Origin of the sequence: Candidatus Lokiarchaeum ossiferum, from assembly GCA_025839675.1 — an archaeon.
GTDB lineage: Archaea > Asgardarchaeota > Lokiarchaeia > Sigyniarchaeales > Promethearchaeaceae > Lokiarchaeum > Lokiarchaeum ossiferum.
On sequence record CP104013.1, the window covers coordinates 3,591,179 to 3,609,166 of the forward strand.

Sequence of the window (17,988 nt, forward strand, 5' to 3'; positions counted from 1 at the left end):
AAATTTAGCATAATTGCCAAAATTGGTTTATAAGTAGAATATTATGGTAAAATAAAAAAAAGGCTCATATTGCAGTTTTGTGTGCAAATTTCTTTAAAGTAATATAGATGTAGATCATCCAGCCAATTAACCCTACATGCAGAATGTCATTGGCATTAAACCATATACCACTTTCCCACAATATTTCTGGTATACCTGAGAAGAGATAACCGAAATATACAATCATAACGATGGCGAGCAAAATCCAGATTTTGATGAGCTTAAACTCGATTTTCTCTTTTGAATTCCTATACACAATTATATTTGAGATCATCATCAAAATGAAACTTGAAAGTTGAAATACTACCATCATTTCAAAGGAGAGCATAAATTCATTTATTAGAAGCATTCCGAATATCAGTATTAGCTGATATATCAGGAGATTAATCGAAGCATAAATATTCATGGCAATGCTGGATTTCGGATTAGATCGTAACCACGATTGAGCTACTACCATCGTATTCACACTAATGACCGTCAAAATAAGATATCCAATTTCCCACCATGTTGTCCACAAACAATACGGTTGGTTTCGACACTTCAATTCATAATAGAAGGCTTGATAACTTGTGCCTGCCAACATGGTTCCAAGTCCCCAAATGATCAAAGATATCCCCCAAATTTTTTGAAAATTTCTTTTCCTCAATGATGGATCGTTCTCATCTTGCAAATTGTTTGGAACTGCTTTTCCTTTTTTTAAAAGGGTAAAACCGATGCCAATCGTTAAAATTCCTAACAGGTACACTAAAACTGTGGATGATGGTTCTGACCAAATGAAATTTCCAATAGATATATATGGATGCGAATCCAGATATTGCTGGGGTGTTAATAATGGTTCTAAAAGAAACTGATCCAAGTTATTAAAACCAATTAATACAGTCAAAAATACTACAAATATAATGATGTTTGCTAACACCAATATCTTAACTAGATTTTTCTGTTTTTTCATATCTACCATAGATCCACTTAAATGTTTGTCTATAAAGGGGTTTCTTTTTTTCCTTCAACTGAAAAATGTGAATACTAGTGAAATTATTGTAGCGAACAAAAGTGAACTTTTTTCTTTTTCTAAGTCAAGAAAGTATCAATGGTTGACAAAGTTAAAATCGGTATCATAGGTTTGGGAAGAATTAGCTCTTTACATCTTCCTGCATATAAGGAAAATGGTCTTGACGCAGAATTGGTAGCAGTTTGTGATTCCAATAAGAAGCGAATCAAAGAAGTCTCGCAAGAATACAACGTGGAGAAGACTTATACTGACTATGAAGAGTTATTACAAGATCCCAATATTGATGCGGTAGAGATCCTTACCCCCCATCAACTTCATCTCCCCATGGTATTAAAGGCAGCACAAGCTAAGAAACATATTTCCCTTCAAAAAGTTCCCGCCATGTCTTTATCGGAAATGGATCAAATGATTGCGGCGACTAAAAAACATGGGGTGAAATTTCGGGTATTTGAAAATTTTCGCTTCTATCCTCCCTATCAAAAAGCAATGGAACTAATTAATCAAGGAGTTATTGGAAAGACCATCCGGGTCGATTATCAAATGTGGAGTGGATTGGAGACGTTATCGCAATGGGATGTCCCGTTAAAATCATGGGCATGGCGGATTTCTGAAAAAGGCAACTATAAATCTCCAACTCTGTTCGATGATGGTTATCACAAACATAGTGTGATTTCTCAATTTCTTAATCAGCCCATAAAATCTGTTATCGTGTGGCAAGGCGAAAAACGGATAAAAGGCACGGTAAAATGGGATCTCCCCTCATCGATGATCTATGTTTGCAAGAATAAAGCGAATTTTGCTACTTGGAATACAAGCCTCCATGATTTTATTCCAATGCATAGTAAATATTATGGATGTGACGAATATGTCTCTATTTTTGGAGAAAAAGGGGCGATTTATATCCCAGGATGTACCGGTAGTTGGTTTAAGGATTGTGGGGCTTATGCTCCTGGACAAGCGGGAATCCATTGGCAAGATGAAAATGGGCATCGGTTTAAAGATACTGATATTGATACGGATTGGCAAACCTCTTTTACAAATTGTTCACGAGAATTCATAAATGCTATCCACGAAGATCGCCAACCTGAAGTGAATCCACAAGAAGCGCGATATATTCTTCAGATTGGGCTTGCTGGTATTCGATCGGTTCGGAATAATTTTCAAGAAATAAATCTAAAAGACATCAAAGATAAACCATAAGTGATATGGAAATGAGTTTTAACGAAATTAAAGTCAGAGAAATTGAAGATAACACATTTTCTTTAATTAGTGATGATTGGGCATTAATTACGGCGGGATCTCAAGATAATTATAATATGATGACCGCTTCTTGGGCAGGTTTAGGTAATTTGTGGAATAAAAAAGTGTGCTTCACATTTATACGCCCTTCGCGCTACACTTATGAATTTACTGAAGAATCAGATTACTTCTCAGTTAGCTTTTTTACAAAGGACTATCGAAAAATGTTGAACCTTTGTGGAACCAAATCTGGACGCGATATCAATAAGATGAAGGATTCAGGATTAACTGCTGTTGAAAACCATGGAACTGTTTATTTTAAAGAAGCACGTTTGGTGTTTCTCTGTAAAAAGGTATATTATCAAGATTTAATCCCTGAACAATTCCTCGATGAGCACATTCATACACATTATGATGGAAACGACTATCATAGGATGTATGTCGGCGAAATAATTGCGTGTTATAGAAAATAATTTATTTTCTTAATCCTGAAGTGGAAATTGGGTCATATTTTTTTCCATGATTTTCAGTCCTGCTTGAACTAATTCTGAACGATTATTATCCATACCCCATTCTATGTAAGATAAACAAGTCCGTGAATAGAGAAATTTCATACGATTTCGGAATGGTTGATCGACTTTATAGGCGGTATAATGATTGATAATTTCTTCTAAAAAATCACTTCCTTCATCAAAAAAGAGTAAATCTACTGCAGGATCATATAATTTACAATCTTCAAAATCTATAATACCTGTAAGATTTGCAAATATTGGGTCAACTAGGATGTTTGATGTATCAAAATCTCCATGAATTAAGCAAGGTTCAAATTGAAAATTTGATGGTTCAGAAAGAAATTCTGTGAAGATCTGTTCTATCCAAATTTTTTGATCTTTAGTAAAGAGTGAATACATGCATTCTTGAGTTTTTTGGAAAAGCTGAGTCCATTGATCTTTGTAAATTTGGGGAAATTCTTCATAACTCTTAAAAATAGTCCTTTTTATGTCGAATTTAGTTCGTAACGAGGAAGAATGTAATTGGGAAAGGAAATTTCCAATCTGAGATGCTATTGTTACTTGAATTTGGGGAGAGAAGTTCATTAAACATCGGGATAGAGAGACACCAGGAATCATTTCATACCCCACATAGGGTAGCTCTGGCTTTTCTCCAAAAAATTGGGGTTTTGGAATTGATTGATTAACTTGTGAACGTATCTTATCTAACTTTTTTTTTTCATCATGTATCATTGCTATTCCTTTATTGTTCCGAAAAGCTCTATCAGGAAATCGAAAAATGTATCGGTCATCAACAATGAAGACATTGAATGATCCATGATAATGAAATCTAATTTGGTCCAGACTTATGTTGGGGAGGTGTTGTTGGATGTGGGGTAGTATTATCTCAATGGAAATATCTGCCGGATTTTTTTCTTCAAAGGTTGACATTTTCTTCTCCCATATTTTTTTTTATTCAAGCTACTTTTAATGAATAAGAATCATTCCCGGTTAATATTCACTACTTTCAAGCTAATTATGACAATTTTTCCTGCTAATGGTGGATTCAAATCGATAATTATATTAGATGTTGTAAAAGCTTTGATAATTCCTACAACTTCTTCCTCTTCATCTCCCATTTTGTGTTCTAATACTATTTGTTTGCCTATTTCTGGTCTAAAATCTGGAGGTACATGATCACGGGAAAGTTTAACGATTTTTTGATCCGAATATTCTCCAAAAGCATCTTGGGGGTTCAATTTAATTGAAAATTCTTCACCAATTTCTCGATCCAAAACAGCATTCTCAAAAACTTCCAAAGTTTCATGAGATCCAACTGTGAATTCTAGGTATTGATTCGTTTCTTCACTAGAATCGATAATGGTCCCATCTTCCAAACAACTCGTAAAAGAAAGCTGGATAAAATCTCCGGTCTGGATTTTCATGACTGGGTAATATAAATCGAATCTAAAATTTAGTTTTAACTATTCTATAAAAATGTATCATGCACAGTCCTATTGATAACAATAATTGATAGCAAACATTTTTCACTTGCCAAATATTTCATTAAACTAGTGGCCATTTCCCAATCGAAGGCATTTTCAGAAATCGTTTTATTCCTTTTGGGTTTACATTCTTTATAGTAGCAGGTTTGATTCCCATAAGGGATAATCGTTGATAAATGGCAGTTAGCCGAGTCATAAAGGATTGAAAGTTTTTATTTTCTTTTTGTGTCCAAGCCGTTTCTGCTACAGCTATGATTCGGGGGAAGACTTGCCACTCAAACCGAGTATTATTGGGAACCCATTCTGTCCATAATGGTGCTTCGACGCCTAAAATGTTTGAGTGATATTTTGATTCTAATCCGGAAGGAATTGGTTCTAAAGCGTATGTTTTTCGAAGGGGAGTCATCACATAGTTGTAATCTAAATAGACTTGAGTCAATTTGGAAACAATTATTTTTCGCCCTTGCCTAAGATGGGAAATAATCTTCTTCTTTCCTCCTATCCACCATTGTCCAACGGCTTCAGGATTCAAGTTTGGATGTAGTATTTCATTCCAGCCAATTACTTTTTTGCCTTTGGATGTTAAATAGTTGAACATTCGATTCACAAAGTAGGTTTGGAGATCCTTTTCATCGTCAAGATTTTTTTCCACAATTCTTTGTTGACAATGGGGACAAGATTTCCATCGTTTCTTGGGGGTTTCATCTCCTCCAATATGAACATAGGTGTAAGGAAACAAGTTTAAAAGTTCATCAAAAACATTCTGTAAAAATGAAAAGGTTTCCTCTTTCCCCGCACAATATATATCGTGGAAAATTCCAAATTTCGAAGGTACTTCCATTTGTGTGCCTAAACATCCGAGATGTGGATAAGCAGCTAATGCGGCACGAGAATGACCGGGTAATTCTATTTCAGGGATGACTTCAATAAATCTTTCCTTTGCATATCCTACAATTTCTTGAATTTCATCTTGAGTATAAAACCCTTCATGAGGTTGTCCACGGTATTGCTTGCTGAGCCATCCTCCTATTTTTGTGTCGTTTCGCTTCGAGCCAATTTCTGTCAATTTTGGGTATTTATTTATCTGGATTCGCCATCCCTGATCTTCGGTTAGATGAAAATGGAAACGATTCATTTTAAAGAGCGCCATTTGATCGAGCATTTTCTTAATCTGAGCTATGGGTTGAAAATGGCGCCCAACATCCAACATAAATCCACGCCATGAAAAACGAGGTGAATCTTCAATTAAAACACACGGAATTTTCCATTTAATATCATTTTTTGGCTCATTCTGTTCAATTTCTTTAGGGAGTAATTGGCGGAGCGTTTGAAATCCGTAGAATAATCCTGCTAAATCTATCGCTTGGATAAGAATCCTAGAAGGTTCTATTCGAAGTTTGTATCCTTCGGGTTTTATATTTGCAGAATTGCTTACCAATAAAAATGTAATGTAATTTTCTTCAGAATCCTCTTTGACAGTGTTTTCTATCGGTAAGGGAAATCCTGATGATTTTTGTAGAAATTTCTGAGCCCAGAGGGCAATGGATTTAGCTTCTGGGTTTGATGAAATGGCGATTTGGTCAGTGAAGTGAAATTTTCCCTCATTTTCAGTGAGGATCGCTGGCATTGGTATTATGTTCATTTTGATACTTCCGATATTACTAAGTTAAAGACGAAAAATTGCTCCATATTTTGCACTTGATACAATCTTGGGATATAATGCGAGAATTCCTCGAAAAAATTTGGATGGAGGGGCTTGCCATTCTTTCCTCCGCAAGTTGAGTTTCTCTTGAGAAACCATAAGATTTAATTTTCGGTTAGGGATGTCGATTTCAATTAAATCTCCATTTTGTACTAATCCAATTGGTCCCCCAACTTGGGCTTCAGGACAAACATGGCCAATACAAGGACCACGACTGGCTCCACTGTATCTACCATCAGTGATCATCGCGACCGAATCACCCAATCCCATCCCTATCAAAATAGCTGCTGGAAGTGATAATTCTCGCATTCCTGGAGATCCTTTAGGACCTTCGTATTGAATAACTAAAACATCTCCAGGTTGAACTTGGTTTGAGAGTAAAGCGTCTTTAACCGCTTCTTCAGATTGGAATACTTTGGCAGGACCTGTATGGACCATCATGTTGGGATGAACTGCCGATTGTTTCACTATGGCTCCTTCTGGAGCTAATGAACCTTTTAAAACCGCTAGTCCACCTTCAGAATTCAAAGGATGATCAATCGAATGGATAATCGATGGATTTAAATTTTTTACTTTGGTGATATTTTCTTTCAAATATTTTCCTGTGACAGTAATACAATCCCCATCTAAAATTTCTTCCAATTCCTTTAAAGTTGCAGGAATTCCTCCTGCGAGATAATAATCTGACAAGTTCCAATTTGAAGCGGGTTTAAATTTACATAGTAGGGGGGTAGTTCTAGAAAGTTCGTCGAAAATTTCATGAGAAAAATCGAATCCTAATTCATATGCGAAGGCACAACAATGTAGCACCATGTTGCTTGATCCACCGATGGCCAACCCTAGCTTAATTCCATTGAGTAAGGCCGATTTTGATAAAATGTCCGTTATTTTCAAAGACTTTTTCAGCAGTTGCATAACTTGTCGACCAGTCTCAATGGCCAATTTTGTTCGTTCCTTAGAAATGGCGGGAGTCATAGCGCAATTTGGTAAGGAAAGTCCCATTCCTTCCACAATGGATGCCATTGTATTTGCTGTACCCATCATATTGCATGCTCCAGGGGAGCTACATGTATGGGTTTCTATTTTTGCGAATGTCTCATCATCAATTTTTCCAGCGTTCCATTCCCCAATAGCTTCTTTAATGTCAGAAGTTACTTTGATTCCTATTCCAGGAATCTCGGTTGGAGCCATAACTCCGCCTGTTAGAAAAATGGTTGGGAGATTGCATCGGATCGCTCCCATGACCATTCCAGGAATTATTTTATCACAAGAACAAATGCAAATTAAAGCGTCAAAATTATGGGCTTGGACTTGACACTCAATACTCGCTGCAATTATATCACGTGATGGAAGTACATATTTACTATTGGAACCACTGTTTGCAATTCCATCACATATTGCAATCGTATTGAACTCAATCGGAGTACCTCCTCCTTTTTGAACACCTTGCTTAACGAGTTCAGCTAATTCACGAAGATGAACATGTCCGGGATTTGCTTCAGTAAATGAGTTTGCAATTCCAATATGGGGTTTCTTAATTTCTTCTGTCGAATATCCACATCCGCGATATAAAGCTCGCTTGTATGCTAATCTAGGATCAATCTTGCCCAATCCATAAGAAGATGTGGAATTCTTTTCCATTAATATAGCTTAAATATAAAATGATTTAAGTTTTTTTAACCCAATTAAGAAATAAGGAAAAAAAATAGTAATCAAATGTGTTAATAGAAAATGAACGATCATACAGGAAAACCCCGATCAGGGGGAGAATATATTGTAGATTATTTGATCCAAGAAAAAATCCCATACGTTTTTGGAATCCCCGGCCATGGTGCTTTGGGTCTTACCGATGCATTTCTTCGCAGGAAGAATCAGATTAAAGTTATTCAACCAAAACAAGAAATGGCTGGGGTACATATGGCTGTGGGGTATTATCGGGTAACGGGCCAACCTTTGGCAGTCTTTACAAGTATTGGGCCAGGTGCGATAAATACAACCATTGGGCTTGCTGATGCATTTGTTGACTCTATGCCTGTACTTGTTATTACTGGAGATACGCATGTACATATGCGAGGAGTAGGAGTATTACAAGAAATTGAAAGAAAACATGACAGCGCTATGCCCCGAATTGTAGAACCCGTAGTTAAACGTTCCTTTGATCTGGCTCATGTCAATCAACTCCCTAAAACATTACAGCGAGCCTTCAATCTTATGTTAACTGGAAGAAGGGGGCCAATTCACATAGATCTCCCTATGGATGTGCAATGTGCCCCAATTTCGAAATTATTACCTAACTCAGAGAAACGTCGGACAATGAAACGACCACGAGGTGAAAAATCACAAGTAGTTGCTGCAGTTGAAATGCTTGTTAAAGCGAAACGTCCCTTAATTTGGTTAGGTGGTGGTGTTGTCACTTCTGAAGCATTTACAGAAGTTAAAGCCCTTGCTGAATTTTTAGGCATTCCTGTTTTAGCTTCAATGATGGCAAAAGATGCTTTCCCAAATGATCACCCTCTTTTTGGATGGGCTACTGGGTCTAAGGGTACAAAATGCGGGATTAGCCTTAGTCGAAAAGCCGATGTTGTTCTTGCCTTAGGAACCCGTTTTGCTGATGAATCGACTTGTTCTTATAAAAAAGGTGCAGCATGGAATTTTGGACCCAGTCGCAACGACACTCGGTTAATTCAAGTGGATATCGATCCCCATGAAATTGGGAAGAATTATGACACCGATATTGGCATTATTGGCGATATTAAATCTGTCTTAACTGATATGCTTCAAGAACTCAAACAGAATTTCCAACCAAAGAACTATGTTGGTTCAGAGTATTATAAGGAAATTCAACAGCTTCGGGCTGAGTGGCTCACCTTTATTGATCAATGGCAAAAACCAGCCTTATCTCCTGTCATGATATCCAGTGTTATCAAGCAAGTTCGCACTTTCTTAGATCGAGATGCTATTATAGTCACCAGTTCTGGCAATGTGCAAGCTCAATTAATTCAAGAGCTTGAATTTTATGAACCGCATACGTGTATTACAGCCGGAGGATTTTCTACCATGGGTTACACCTTACCTGCTGCAATCGGAGCAAAACTAGGAAAACCAAAAACTCAAGTGATTGGATTGGTTGGAGATGGGGATTTTATGATGACCATGCAAGAACTATCCACGGCTAAACAATTGAATTTAAATGTGGTCCTAATTGTTCTCAATAATGCGGGATGGATGGCAATAACTGATTTACAGAGAGATGTTTATGGAAAAAACCATAGTTACGCAACTGAATTTACTGATCACAATGGAAACTCCTATACCCCAAATTTCGCCGATATTGCCAAAGGGTTTGGATGCTGGGCGACACGTATTTCTAAAATCTCCGAAATTATCCCCAATCTTAAACAAGCATTTTCCCAAGAAGGACCCGCTGTGATAGAAATAATGACTTCTCGAGATCCCAAATATTCTGGATCTCCTGCTTGGGGATGGTGGGATGTTCCAATTCCTTCATATATGGAAGAGAAAAGAAAGGTATATTTGTCGGAAATTCAAGATGAAGATATTTCTTAGTTTTTTTTTAAACATTTTCTTTTTCAATCTGATAAGCTATTAATTTTGAACCACTGCTGGAAGGAAGAAACTTATATATGTTCCTACTCCGACTTCCGATTGTAGCTTTATATTTCCATTGTGCTTTTTTATAATTGAATACGTTGTCGGTAGTCCAATTCCCTTATGATCGGGTTTAGTCGTAAAATAGGGATCAAATACCTTCATGATGTTTTCTGGCTGAATTCCAATTCCTGTGTCAGTAATACTAATTTGTACATAATTGTCCGAAACCAATCCAAAATCGGAATTATTAGGAATTGCAATATTATCAAAAATTATTGTTAATAATCCACTATTCGGCATGGATTCAAGTGCATTTATAATTAAATTGCTGATTGCGAGCTCCATTTGTTCTTTATCAAATTTTACTGGCCAAATCTCAGTCTTAACTTGCACGTCATAGGAGATATTAGAGTTATGAAGCAATTCATCAATCATATTTTTAACCAATTTCACAGGATCCCCTAGTTTTTTGATTGGATTTCCCCCTTCTGCAAATGTTAGATATTGATTTGCTAATTTTTTAGCTCGATACGCGGCGGACTCAATATCATTAACAATTTCTTCTTTTTCTGGACCTAAATCGTCTTCCTCTTTAATAATTGAGATATTTCCGATGATGGATGTTAGTATATTATTAAAATCATGTGCAATGCCCCCTGCTAAAGTACTTATGGAATTCAGATTTCTTGATATTACACTTTCCTCCTCAAAATAGGATAATTTTGTGATGTCTCGGAATAAAATGATAAATCCTGTCAATTCACCACGAAAATTGAGTGTAGGTCTAACGCTTTCTGAGACTATCCGTTTTTGCTTATCTTTCGAAATTAAATAACACTCTCGAGAAGGTTTTGACGTGGGATCTTTGAGTATTTCATCAAAATATGTTGGATGTGTGTCTTTGTCATTCAGATTTCGTGTTATATAGACATCTTCCAATAAATGTGCTTTAGCTTCTGAATATCGAATTCCTGTCATAATCTCCGCTTTCTGATTCATTAATGCAATTTGGTGATCTAAATTTAGAATGAGGAGTCCATCGGTCAGGTGATTTATTGTCATAATGAGACGGCTTGATTCCTTCAATAATTCTTCATTTCTTCTGTGGGAATGCATTAAAATGAAGGAAAGTCCTTGAAAAAGAATAAAAACTACATTAACTGAATCAAAAATTACCCCCTTCTCTTTGTAGATATCAATTAGTGGAAAACAGAGATAATTAATGGCCCATAAAATGGTTACGACAAAATTAAATCGCAATTCAAACCCATTAGAATAAAATTTTTGCAGAATGTAGAGTCCTATAAATAAGGAAATATCAAGTGAAATAAAAATAGGGACAGATATCAAATTTAAATTCGGTATGTAAACTACACCAACACAAAGCCATATTGCAGCTAGTCCAAGATTAATAAAATGAGATATTGATGGTGTTCTCCCAACAAATTTTTGTACTCCTGCATTCATAAGAAAAGTTGCCAAGATCAACATCAACATTCGTAGTAAATACAAATAAGGTGATGGAGATTCGGAATCGAAGAAAAATTGGGTGAAAATGAATATCAAATATGAAATCAACGCAAAATTCCACAATTTGAAACTAGAATCTTTGAAACTTATGTACATATAAGTATCTATAAGCAGCAAAATAAAGATGGAGATAAAATTAAAAAAAATCATCATGGTTAGTTCGATCATTGAAACACCTATTTGATTGAATCAAATAGCCGTTATGAAATTTTATTTTAGAAAAAATTTGGAACACTTTGTCATTTTTTTTTTCCAAGATTTCAGCTTAGTATCCATTGGTGATATCAACTACGTTTTTATAATTAGAACCACCAGAAGCTAAAATTTTTATATTTTCAATAATGTCAGACCAACGTTCTAGATCATCAAAAGGTGAGTCAGCCCGATGGGGTGAAATTAAAACATTTGATAATTCATGGAATGGATATGTATATGGATATTTTTTACCTTTTTCATTCGGTTCTGGTCGATATCGATACCACACATCAAGAGCTGCTCGTGCAATGGTTCCATTTTGTAAGGATTTAAAGAGATCTTCTTCAACTATAATATCTGCCCTTCCAACATTTACAATAATTCCCTTTTTCCCCAACAATTTCAACTCTCTACTTGTGATCATTTGATGAGTGAGTTTTGTTAGGGGTGCTGCAATGATCAGTATGTCGATGGCTTGGAAAAATTCATCACGTTCTTCAAAATTATAAAATTTAACTTTCTTTTGACTTTTCTTAGCCTTTTCTGTCCATGAACGCTTCAGAATATGTATATTTTCATTGATACCACATAACATATGATGCACTTTTTGGTTAATTTGTCCGTATCCAAGTAAGCCTATCTTTCGTGCGGTAAGCTTTATTGAAGGGGCGGGTTCTTCCACTCCTTCTCCTCCTGGAATCCAATTTCCTTTAGCCATATCATTGTGATGGTAAACTATATGATTACAAATGGCAAATAGCATTGCAATTGTCTGTTGAGCGATAAGTCCAGATGCCCCATGCGCATTACACAGCGTAAATTTAGGTAAATTTTGGATATTCAAGAGTTTTCGTGAAAGATGTTCAACCCCCGTATAAGGACTAATATAAAGTCTTAATTTCTTCGCTGCCCGTAAAATTTTTTCAGAAGTATCCCAATAAATCAAGACATCCGCTTCCGGAATTAAGGTAAGTAAGTGTTCTTCGGATGTATCATCTGGAATTATAAATTTAACATGAGAAAAATCTTTAAAATGTGATAGAAGATGTTGTTTTACCCGTTCAAATGGTTTATAAAGAAATAAAACCGTGATTGGATTTACTTTCATTATAATTAGAAACGAAAAATTATTGAAAAATGTTGATAAAAATAATCGATCATAACAAAGAGATCGATTGATGGGAATGAGAATGCAAGCTTACTGGAATAATCGAGTCATTTTAGAACCGCATGATTTGCATGTGTGATTGGATAATTTATCAAAGCAATGAGAATGATAGATGGCGTTACAATCTGGATTCCCACATTTTAAAACTTCATCCTTCTCTTCGAAGATCCCATCACAAACTGGACAGGCAGAATACATGGCTTCTTCTCCAAACGAACTTGCTATCGCTGTTGACACTGGATATGATTGAGGTGATTTCTTATCTGATTGAGATCCCTTCATTGTTTTCATCATTGATTGGTGCATTCTAACTGCTGTTTGAACAGAAGCGGGGATTTGTAAAAGATAAAGGCAATGAACACAACGAAAAATGGTTCCATCTCCTTCCTTATCTTGGTTTTTTGCCCACATACTGGCACAAGTTGTGTGCATTGGGGTTCCACAGTTAGGACAAAACCGTCCCGAAATGGAAAAGCTTGTTTTTGAATATGGGTCGTTCGGTTGAAAACAAATCGAACAACGTTCATAAGATTTGGTTCCTCTAAGTCGCTCTATTAACCCTTTTTGATCTTCGGTTCCTCGATTCATTTCATTTTCATCTAAAAGGGGGGCCGCTATCTTTTTTAATACTTTCGCAGATACTTTTTCTTTACTTTTCCGTGGGGTTGAGCTAGGAAGCTCCATATTTGATGTCGCTAGTTCGGCCACATAATTTAGAATTATTGCAGCGTTATTTGCATAACTATATTTTCCCCCCGTCGTATCTGCCAGTTGTTTTAATATACTGAAGTGTTCTACATCGCCCACTCGTATAGTATCCATTTTAATACCCAATTGCTGTGAAAGGTTTGCCATTTTAATTGGATCTACCTTTGAATTGGTATATTTTCCATCGGAAAAAATTATAATCTTCGGAGATCTCGCACCATTAGTTCTGATGTCTTCAATTAGTATTTTTATTGCCATACCCACACCTTCTCCCAAAGCGCTTCGACCATGGCAGGTAAGATCTGCAAAGTAGGATGCGATTTGGTCATAAGATGCACTATCCGTAAAATCAAATACCTTTTTTGCAGCATCACTTATGACTACAACACTATAGGCTGATGAACTCCCAACTACGCTGTCATGGGTCATTCTTGACTGAATAAAATGAAGTATGGCGGATTTACAAGCTTCTAACCGATTTGGGCTGTAATCAGTACGGAACATGGATCGGGAGGCATCTAACACAAATACTATTGCTTCGGAGGCGTAATCGGGAATTTTTTCATCAGCTCAAAGATTTATATATAAAAATATGTTTTTCTTTCTTAAAGATTTACTCTTGCAATAAAAAATGATCATTTTTTGGAAATTTACATAATTTTTTTTTTAATGTCGAATTAATAGAACTGATCATAAATGTCTGAACAAAACTTTCTTGAAAAAATCACGGGATTCTTTAAAGATGGACTTGATTTTTCTTCTATTAAAAAACCTTCTGATGTATTAGATTTACCTTTCGTTGAACTTAAAGCATTTGATGCGCAATGGGCCCCTTTCTTTGAAGATTTTGAAGTAAAAACCATAAAAGAACTCGCTCAATTTTCGGAACCAATTATCATTGAAGGCTTAGATCCTGAAGATGTTAACAAACTCGCCATGATCGCGGAAATGTTATTCTGGAGAATGACACAATTATCCGAATTTGGAGAGCAAAAGAAAAAGGTTGTCTTTTTAGGTCTTGGTAATGCTGGAAAAACTTCCGCATTGACTGCGTTATCCGAAAAATACTCTTCTATCAAAGAATTACTTCCGACCCGGGGATTGGCACGTCAAAATACAAAGATTCTGGGGTACGATCTAATGGCTTATGATTTCGGTGGACAGAGTGAATATCGAGAACAATATTTCACTAAAGCTGATATGTATTTCTCAGAAGCTGATATGATGGTCTTTTGCATTGATATTCAAGATAAAGATCGTTATAATGAATCCCTTGACTATTTAAAACAAATTCTTGAGACATATACCAAATTTGAACTTTTCTTACCCGTTTTAATTGTATTTACAAAAATGGATCCTGATATAGCCAACGAAGAAAGTATTAATTCAAGCCGAATTAAAATAATCGACGATATTGAGAAGTTTATTGATCCTAAATTTGATATTGGCTATGCAAATAGTTCTATCTTCGAAAGAAATTCAATCGAAAACTTATTCAGCTTGGCTTTAAAACGGATCTCTACCTCTGGTGGAGTAATTCAAGAATTGTTGAAAACCTTCGTGAAAGACATTAACGCCCGAGCATGCACTCTTATTTCCTCAACTGGATTAGTATTTGGTTCTTATGGGGAAACTCATCAAGAAGAAGAAATGTTGAATAATTCTGCAGCCTACTTGCAAAACTTATATCTTTTCCATTTAACCACGGGTCTTCAAAAAGAAGATTTCTATTCATTAACCTATGCGCGTAATAATATGCACTTTATTAGTGAATATATTACAACCTCCGATAGTGGAATGGTGTATTTATGGATTTTAACTCAAGATATGCGCCAAGAGGTCTTGGGAATTCCAAAATTCCGAGAAGAATTAATGCCTTTGATCGGGCTCTTCTTGTAATTCTCCTTTTTTTTATTCTGATTCTTTTTCATACTTTTTCAAACCCTTTCCATATTCTTTCATAATCTTAATATATAAATTGTTATCTTCTAAAAAAAGGGATGATCACCACAATCGAAGCTGGTGTCTACTTAGAAGGTAAATTTGGAGCCCGTCTTGAAAACTTTTTGGCCATAACCCATCTTTAGAGACCATTTTTGAAGGATTTTACAGATTTGAAACTTTTATTCTCTGTCCTTTTGATTTAGAATTAATTGAACCTTCTTTGTTAGATTTTGAAGAGAAAAAATTGTTGAATGGTTATCATAAATTGGTCTGTAAATCTTTGAAGCATTTCTTTCTCCCCCTAAGCAAAAATGGTTAATTCCTAAAACCCATGAAATTCAATAAATGGGTTTTTTTCAAATTTTTTTAACAATTCTTCCAAAACTCAAAAATTTAGGTTGATTATGAATTATACAAATTACTTTGACCTTAGCAAAAACGAATTTTCATTTACCTCAACATAATCAACGCTGCACAATTTCAAAATTGACTAATAAAATCGAAAATACTGAATCTGCTGCTGAAAACTTGATTGATATTATCGAAGATATATCCAAAAGTGTTGTTAATCAAATGGGTGCCATAGAAAAGGTGATCAAAGAAATTGAAAATTATTCCGTGGTCAATAAAGAAGTCAACGCACAGACTGAAAATTCAAAAATAATTGCTAACAATACTATGGGTGTGGCAAAAAGCGGTCATGGGGCAACAGATCGCTCCATCAAGGCAATTGAGGCCATTGAAACTTCCGTTGGAAGTGTTAAATCAGAGGTTTTGAGTTTAAGTAAACAAACTCTGGAAATTTCAAAAATGCTTAAAATTATTAAAGATATTTCTCAAAAAACAAATATTTTATCCCTTAATGCTCAAATTGAGGCTGCCAGAGCGGGAGATGCTGGACGAGGATTTGCGGTTGTTGCTGATGAAGTGGGAAAACTCGCAAAAAGTAGTGATAATGCTGCAGAGGAAATTAATAATATTTTATCAAAAATCGAAACCGGTATCAAAACCACATTGGAAGCCATGAAAGACAGTAATAATAAAGTCAAAGAAGGTGTACAAATTACTAAAGATACTAATGCCGTTTTTGATAATATTATACAGTCTGTAGATGAAACTTCTGGAGTTATTAACGAAATCAATCTTTCTCTCCATCGTCAAAGTGATAGTTTGGGCCAAATCATGGACTCCACTCAAATTATGGATGGAGAGTCTAAGAAAGTTATGAGTTTATCTGAAGTCGCCCTAATTGATGTTGAGAATACAAAGGCAGCCATTAACCAGTTATCTAATGTAGGGGATATTTTGACTACTTTATCTAATCAAGTCGAAAAACTCCAAAACAAATTGAATTCTTCCCAGGAAAATATAATTCTCACCACATATATGGCTGGAGAATTACGAACGAGAGATCCTGCAGTATCCACTGAAGCTGCGACCAATCATGTCCTTCAAAACATGCATCTTGGATTACTTACCATGGGCAATAATTTAAATGCATTAGCAGGAATTGCCAAATCATGGTATGTAAAAGAAGATAATCTCACTTGGGTTTTTAATTTACGTCGGAATGTCAAATTCCATAATGGGAGAACAGTTAATGCTAATGATGTGAAATATTCCTTCAATCGTTTATTAAGTCCTCAGTTGAATTCCCCCGCAGCATGGTTTCTATTTCCATTAGAAGGGGCTGAAGAATTTTATAATAGAAAAACATCCCTTTTTAAAGGGATTAAAGTAGTCAATACCTATCAAATTGAATTAAAACTGAAAGCACCATACCCCGGATTTATTTTGAATTTAACACAACCATCTACTGCAATCTTAGCTAAAGAGGATATTCCACGAGGCAAATTCACCGGATGTGGAAGTTATTATTTGTCTTCAGAGACAGAATCCCAATATATATTAGCTGCCTTTAAAGATTTTTATGGAGGTTTGCCATATGTTGATGAAGTTCATATTACTTACCAAGATGAAGATCTCGAAAAAAATGTTATTCAAGGCAAGTATCATTTCTTGGAGATTAAAGATATGAATCAAGTCAAAAAAATCCGTTCAACTAATTCGTCAATGACAATCGAAACCATGGATATAATATCTTCCAATTTTGCTGCCTTTAATTTCAGATCGAATTCTATTTTTGTTCAAGATGTCGAGATACGTGAAGCAATCAACTATGCTGTGAATAAAAAACGTATCATATCCGATGTTATGCTTGACTTAGTTGATGAATGTAAAGGTATTTTTCCACCCAGCATGTTAAATGATCGATCTATAAGTGGGTATCCATTTAATCCACAAAAAGCTAAGATGATCCTTAGGAAAAAAAATTTTAACAAATCTACCAACAAACTCAAAATTCTTATAAGAGAATCAGATGTAAATTCAGACACCCAAAATCGAAAGATAATTGAATACATTGAAGAAGATTTAAAAACTGTCGGGATTGAGTGTTCATTAGTACCGGTACCTGCAGCCCAGTATTATAAACCAGAAAGCATGGCAAAAGCAGATATTGCCATTATTGGGTGGATCGCTGATACAGGAGATATGGATAATTTTTTGGAGCCTATTTTTAATGTTGCAAATTATACCAATTTCGGGAAATATGACAATCCCAAAGTGTTGGAATTAATGAAAGAAGCTAAGATGATCATCATTCCTGCAAAACGTATCGAAAAATATAAAGAAATTCAAAAAATTTTGCTCGCAGATGTGCCTTGGCTTCATCTATATCATTCAAAAACCATTGTAGCAAAGAAAAAAACAGGGATTGAAAATGTTCAATATTCCCCCGTAGGAAAAATCATGTTCGAAAATGTGATGATAACTGAAGAATAAAG

15 protein-coding genes are annotated in these 17,988 nt (G+C 35.5%); 7 read left to right on the top strand and 8 right to left on the bottom strand.

Translation table 11 applies throughout. From position 1 onward, the window contains the following. Positions 1 to 64 precede the first annotated feature (64 nt). Positions 65 to 997, bottom strand: coding sequence for a DUF6962 family protein (locus NEF87_RS15205; RefSeq protein WP_457916473.1), 933 nt, complete (start codon positions 995 to 997; stop codon positions 65 to 67). Between the two features lie 129 nt (positions 998 to 1,126). Between NEF87_RS15205 and NEF87_RS15210 the strand changes: the two genes are divergently transcribed. Then, positions 1,127 to 2,248 carry a Gfo/Idh/MocA family protein gene (locus NEF87_RS15210; protein WP_457916474.1) on the top strand — a complete coding sequence of 374 codons (1,122 nt, stop codon included), beginning with the start codon at positions 1,127 to 1,129 and terminating at the stop codon, positions 2,246 to 2,248. 11 nt (positions 2,249 to 2,259) lie between these two features. Then, positions 2,260 to 2,760: a flavin reductase family protein gene (locus tag NEF87_RS15215; RefSeq protein WP_457916475.1), complete on the top strand. Its 501-nt coding sequence runs from the start codon at positions 2,260 to 2,262 to the stop codon at positions 2,758 to 2,760. A 9-nt stretch (positions 2,761 to 2,769) separates the two neighbouring features. Here the strand turns inward: NEF87_RS15215 and NEF87_RS15220 are convergent, their stop codons facing one another. The 4 genes from NEF87_RS15220 to ilvD all read right to left on the bottom strand — a co-directional run bounded on the left by NEF87_RS15220 (position 2,770) and on the right by ilvD (position 7,626). Next, positions 2,770 to 3,729 (bottom strand): phosphotransferase family protein, encoded by a 960-nt coding sequence (locus NEF87_RS15220; protein WP_457916476.1) that lies wholly within the window; start codon positions 3,727 to 3,729, stop codon positions 2,770 to 2,772. A gap of 50 nt (positions 3,730 to 3,779) precedes the next feature. Further along, a complete protein-coding gene (locus NEF87_RS15225) occupies positions 3,780 to 4,223 on the bottom strand; it encodes an FKBP-type peptidyl-prolyl cis-trans isomerase (protein WP_457916477.1) in 444 nt (147 codons plus the stop codon). A gap of 121 nt (positions 4,224 to 4,344) precedes the next feature. Beyond that, entirely contained in the window at positions 4,345 to 5,925 is a 1,581-nt protein-coding gene (locus NEF87_RS15230; protein WP_457916478.1) for a beta-N-acetylhexosaminidase, read from the bottom strand. A gap of 24 nt (positions 5,926 to 5,949) precedes the next feature. Then, positions 5,950 to 7,626 carry a dihydroxy-acid dehydratase gene (ilvD, locus tag NEF87_RS15235; protein WP_457916479.1) on the bottom strand — a complete coding sequence of 559 codons (1,677 nt, stop codon included), beginning with the start codon at positions 7,624 to 7,626 and terminating at the stop codon, positions 5,950 to 5,952. A gap of 90 nt (positions 7,627 to 7,716) precedes the next feature. Here ilvD and NEF87_RS15240 point away from each other — a divergent pair, with 90 nt between their 5' ends. Continuing rightward, a complete protein-coding gene (locus NEF87_RS15240) occupies positions 7,717 to 9,552 on the top strand; it encodes a thiamine pyrophosphate-binding protein (protein ID WP_457916480.1) in 1,836 nt (611 codons plus the stop codon). 39 nt (positions 9,553 to 9,591) lie between these two features. Here NEF87_RS15240 and NEF87_RS15245 read toward each other — a convergent pair whose 3' ends face one another. From NEF87_RS15245 to NEF87_RS15255, 3 genes are all read right to left on the bottom strand, one after another. Continuing rightward, entirely contained in the window at positions 9,592 to 11,079 is a 1,488-nt protein-coding gene (locus NEF87_RS15245) for a two-component system sensor histidine kinase NtrB (RefSeq protein WP_457916481.1), read from the bottom strand. 313 nt (positions 11,080 to 11,392) lie between these two features. Next, complete coding sequence (locus NEF87_RS15250; protein ID WP_457916482.1) at positions 11,393 to 12,430, bottom strand: NAD(P)-dependent oxidoreductase; 1,038 nt, start codon at positions 12,428 to 12,430, stop codon at positions 11,393 to 11,395. Positions 12,431 to 12,520: 90 nt separating this feature from the next. Further along, the gene (locus NEF87_RS15255; RefSeq protein ID WP_457916483.1) at positions 12,521 to 13,723 is read right to left on the bottom strand and encodes a VWA domain-containing protein; all 1,203 of its coding nucleotides are present in this window, start codon (positions 13,721 to 13,723) and stop codon (positions 12,521 to 12,523) included. A 171-nt stretch (positions 13,724 to 13,894) separates the two neighbouring features. On the opposite strand from NEF87_RS15255, the gene NEF87_RS15260 reads away from it, so the two are divergent. The 4 genes from NEF87_RS15260 to NEF87_RS15275 all read left to right on the top strand — a co-directional run bounded on the left by NEF87_RS15260 (position 13,895) and on the right by NEF87_RS15275 (position 17,986). Further along, positions 13,895 to 15,097, top strand: coding sequence for a Rab family GTPase (locus NEF87_RS15260; protein ID WP_371802257.1), 1,203 nt, complete (start codon positions 13,895 to 13,897; stop codon positions 15,095 to 15,097). Positions 15,098 to 15,171: 74 nt separating this feature from the next. Beyond that, entirely contained in the window at positions 15,172 to 15,285 is a 114-nt protein-coding gene (locus tag NEF87_RS15265; protein ID WP_457920130.1) for a M24 family metallopeptidase, read from the top strand. Between the two features lie 5 nt (positions 15,286 to 15,290). Next, positions 15,291 to 15,461 carry a M24 family metallopeptidase C-terminal domain-containing protein gene (locus tag NEF87_RS15270; protein WP_457920131.1) on the top strand — a complete coding sequence of 57 codons (171 nt, stop codon included), beginning with the start codon at positions 15,291 to 15,293 and terminating at the stop codon, positions 15,459 to 15,461. A gap of 104 nt (positions 15,462 to 15,565) precedes the next feature. Then, entirely contained in the window at positions 15,566 to 17,986 is a 2,421-nt protein-coding gene (locus NEF87_RS15275; protein WP_457916484.1) for an ABC transporter substrate-binding protein, read from the top strand. The last annotated feature ends 2 nt before the right edge of the window (positions 17,987 to 17,988 follow it).

Coding starts and splice junctions, on each gene's coding strand:
- NEF87_RS15205 (WP_457916473.1), bottom strand. CDS start 997: ATGGTAGATATGAAAAAACAGAAAAATCTAGTTAAGATATTGGTGTTA.
- NEF87_RS15210 (WP_457916474.1), top strand. CDS start 1,127: ATGGTTGACAAAGTTAAAATCGGTATCATAGGTTTGGGAAGAATTAGC.
- NEF87_RS15215 (WP_457916475.1), top strand. CDS start 2,260: ATGAGTTTTAACGAAATTAAAGTCAGAGAAATTGAAGATAACACATTT.
- NEF87_RS15220 (WP_457916476.1), bottom strand. CDS start 3,729: ATGTCAACCTTTGAAGAAAAAAATCCGGCAGATATTTCCATTGAGATA.
- NEF87_RS15225 (WP_457916477.1), bottom strand. CDS start 4,223: ATGAAAATCCAGACCGGAGATTTTATCCAGCTTTCTTTTACGAGTTGT.
- NEF87_RS15230 (WP_457916478.1), bottom strand. CDS start 5,925: ATGAACATAATACCAATGCCAGCGATCCTCACTGAAAATGAGGGAAAA.
- ilvD (WP_457916479.1), bottom strand. CDS start 7,626: ATGGAAAAGAATTCCACATCTTCTTATGGATTGGGCAAGATTGATCCT.
- NEF87_RS15240 (WP_457916480.1), top strand. CDS start 7,717: ATGAACGATCATACAGGAAAACCCCGATCAGGGGGAGAATATATTGTA.
- NEF87_RS15250 (WP_457916482.1), bottom strand. CDS start 12,430: ATGAAAGTAAATCCAATCACGGTTTTATTTCTTTATAAACCATTTGAA.
- NEF87_RS15260 (WP_371802257.1), top strand. CDS start 13,895: ATGTCTGAACAAAACTTTCTTGAAAAAATCACGGGATTCTTTAAAGAT.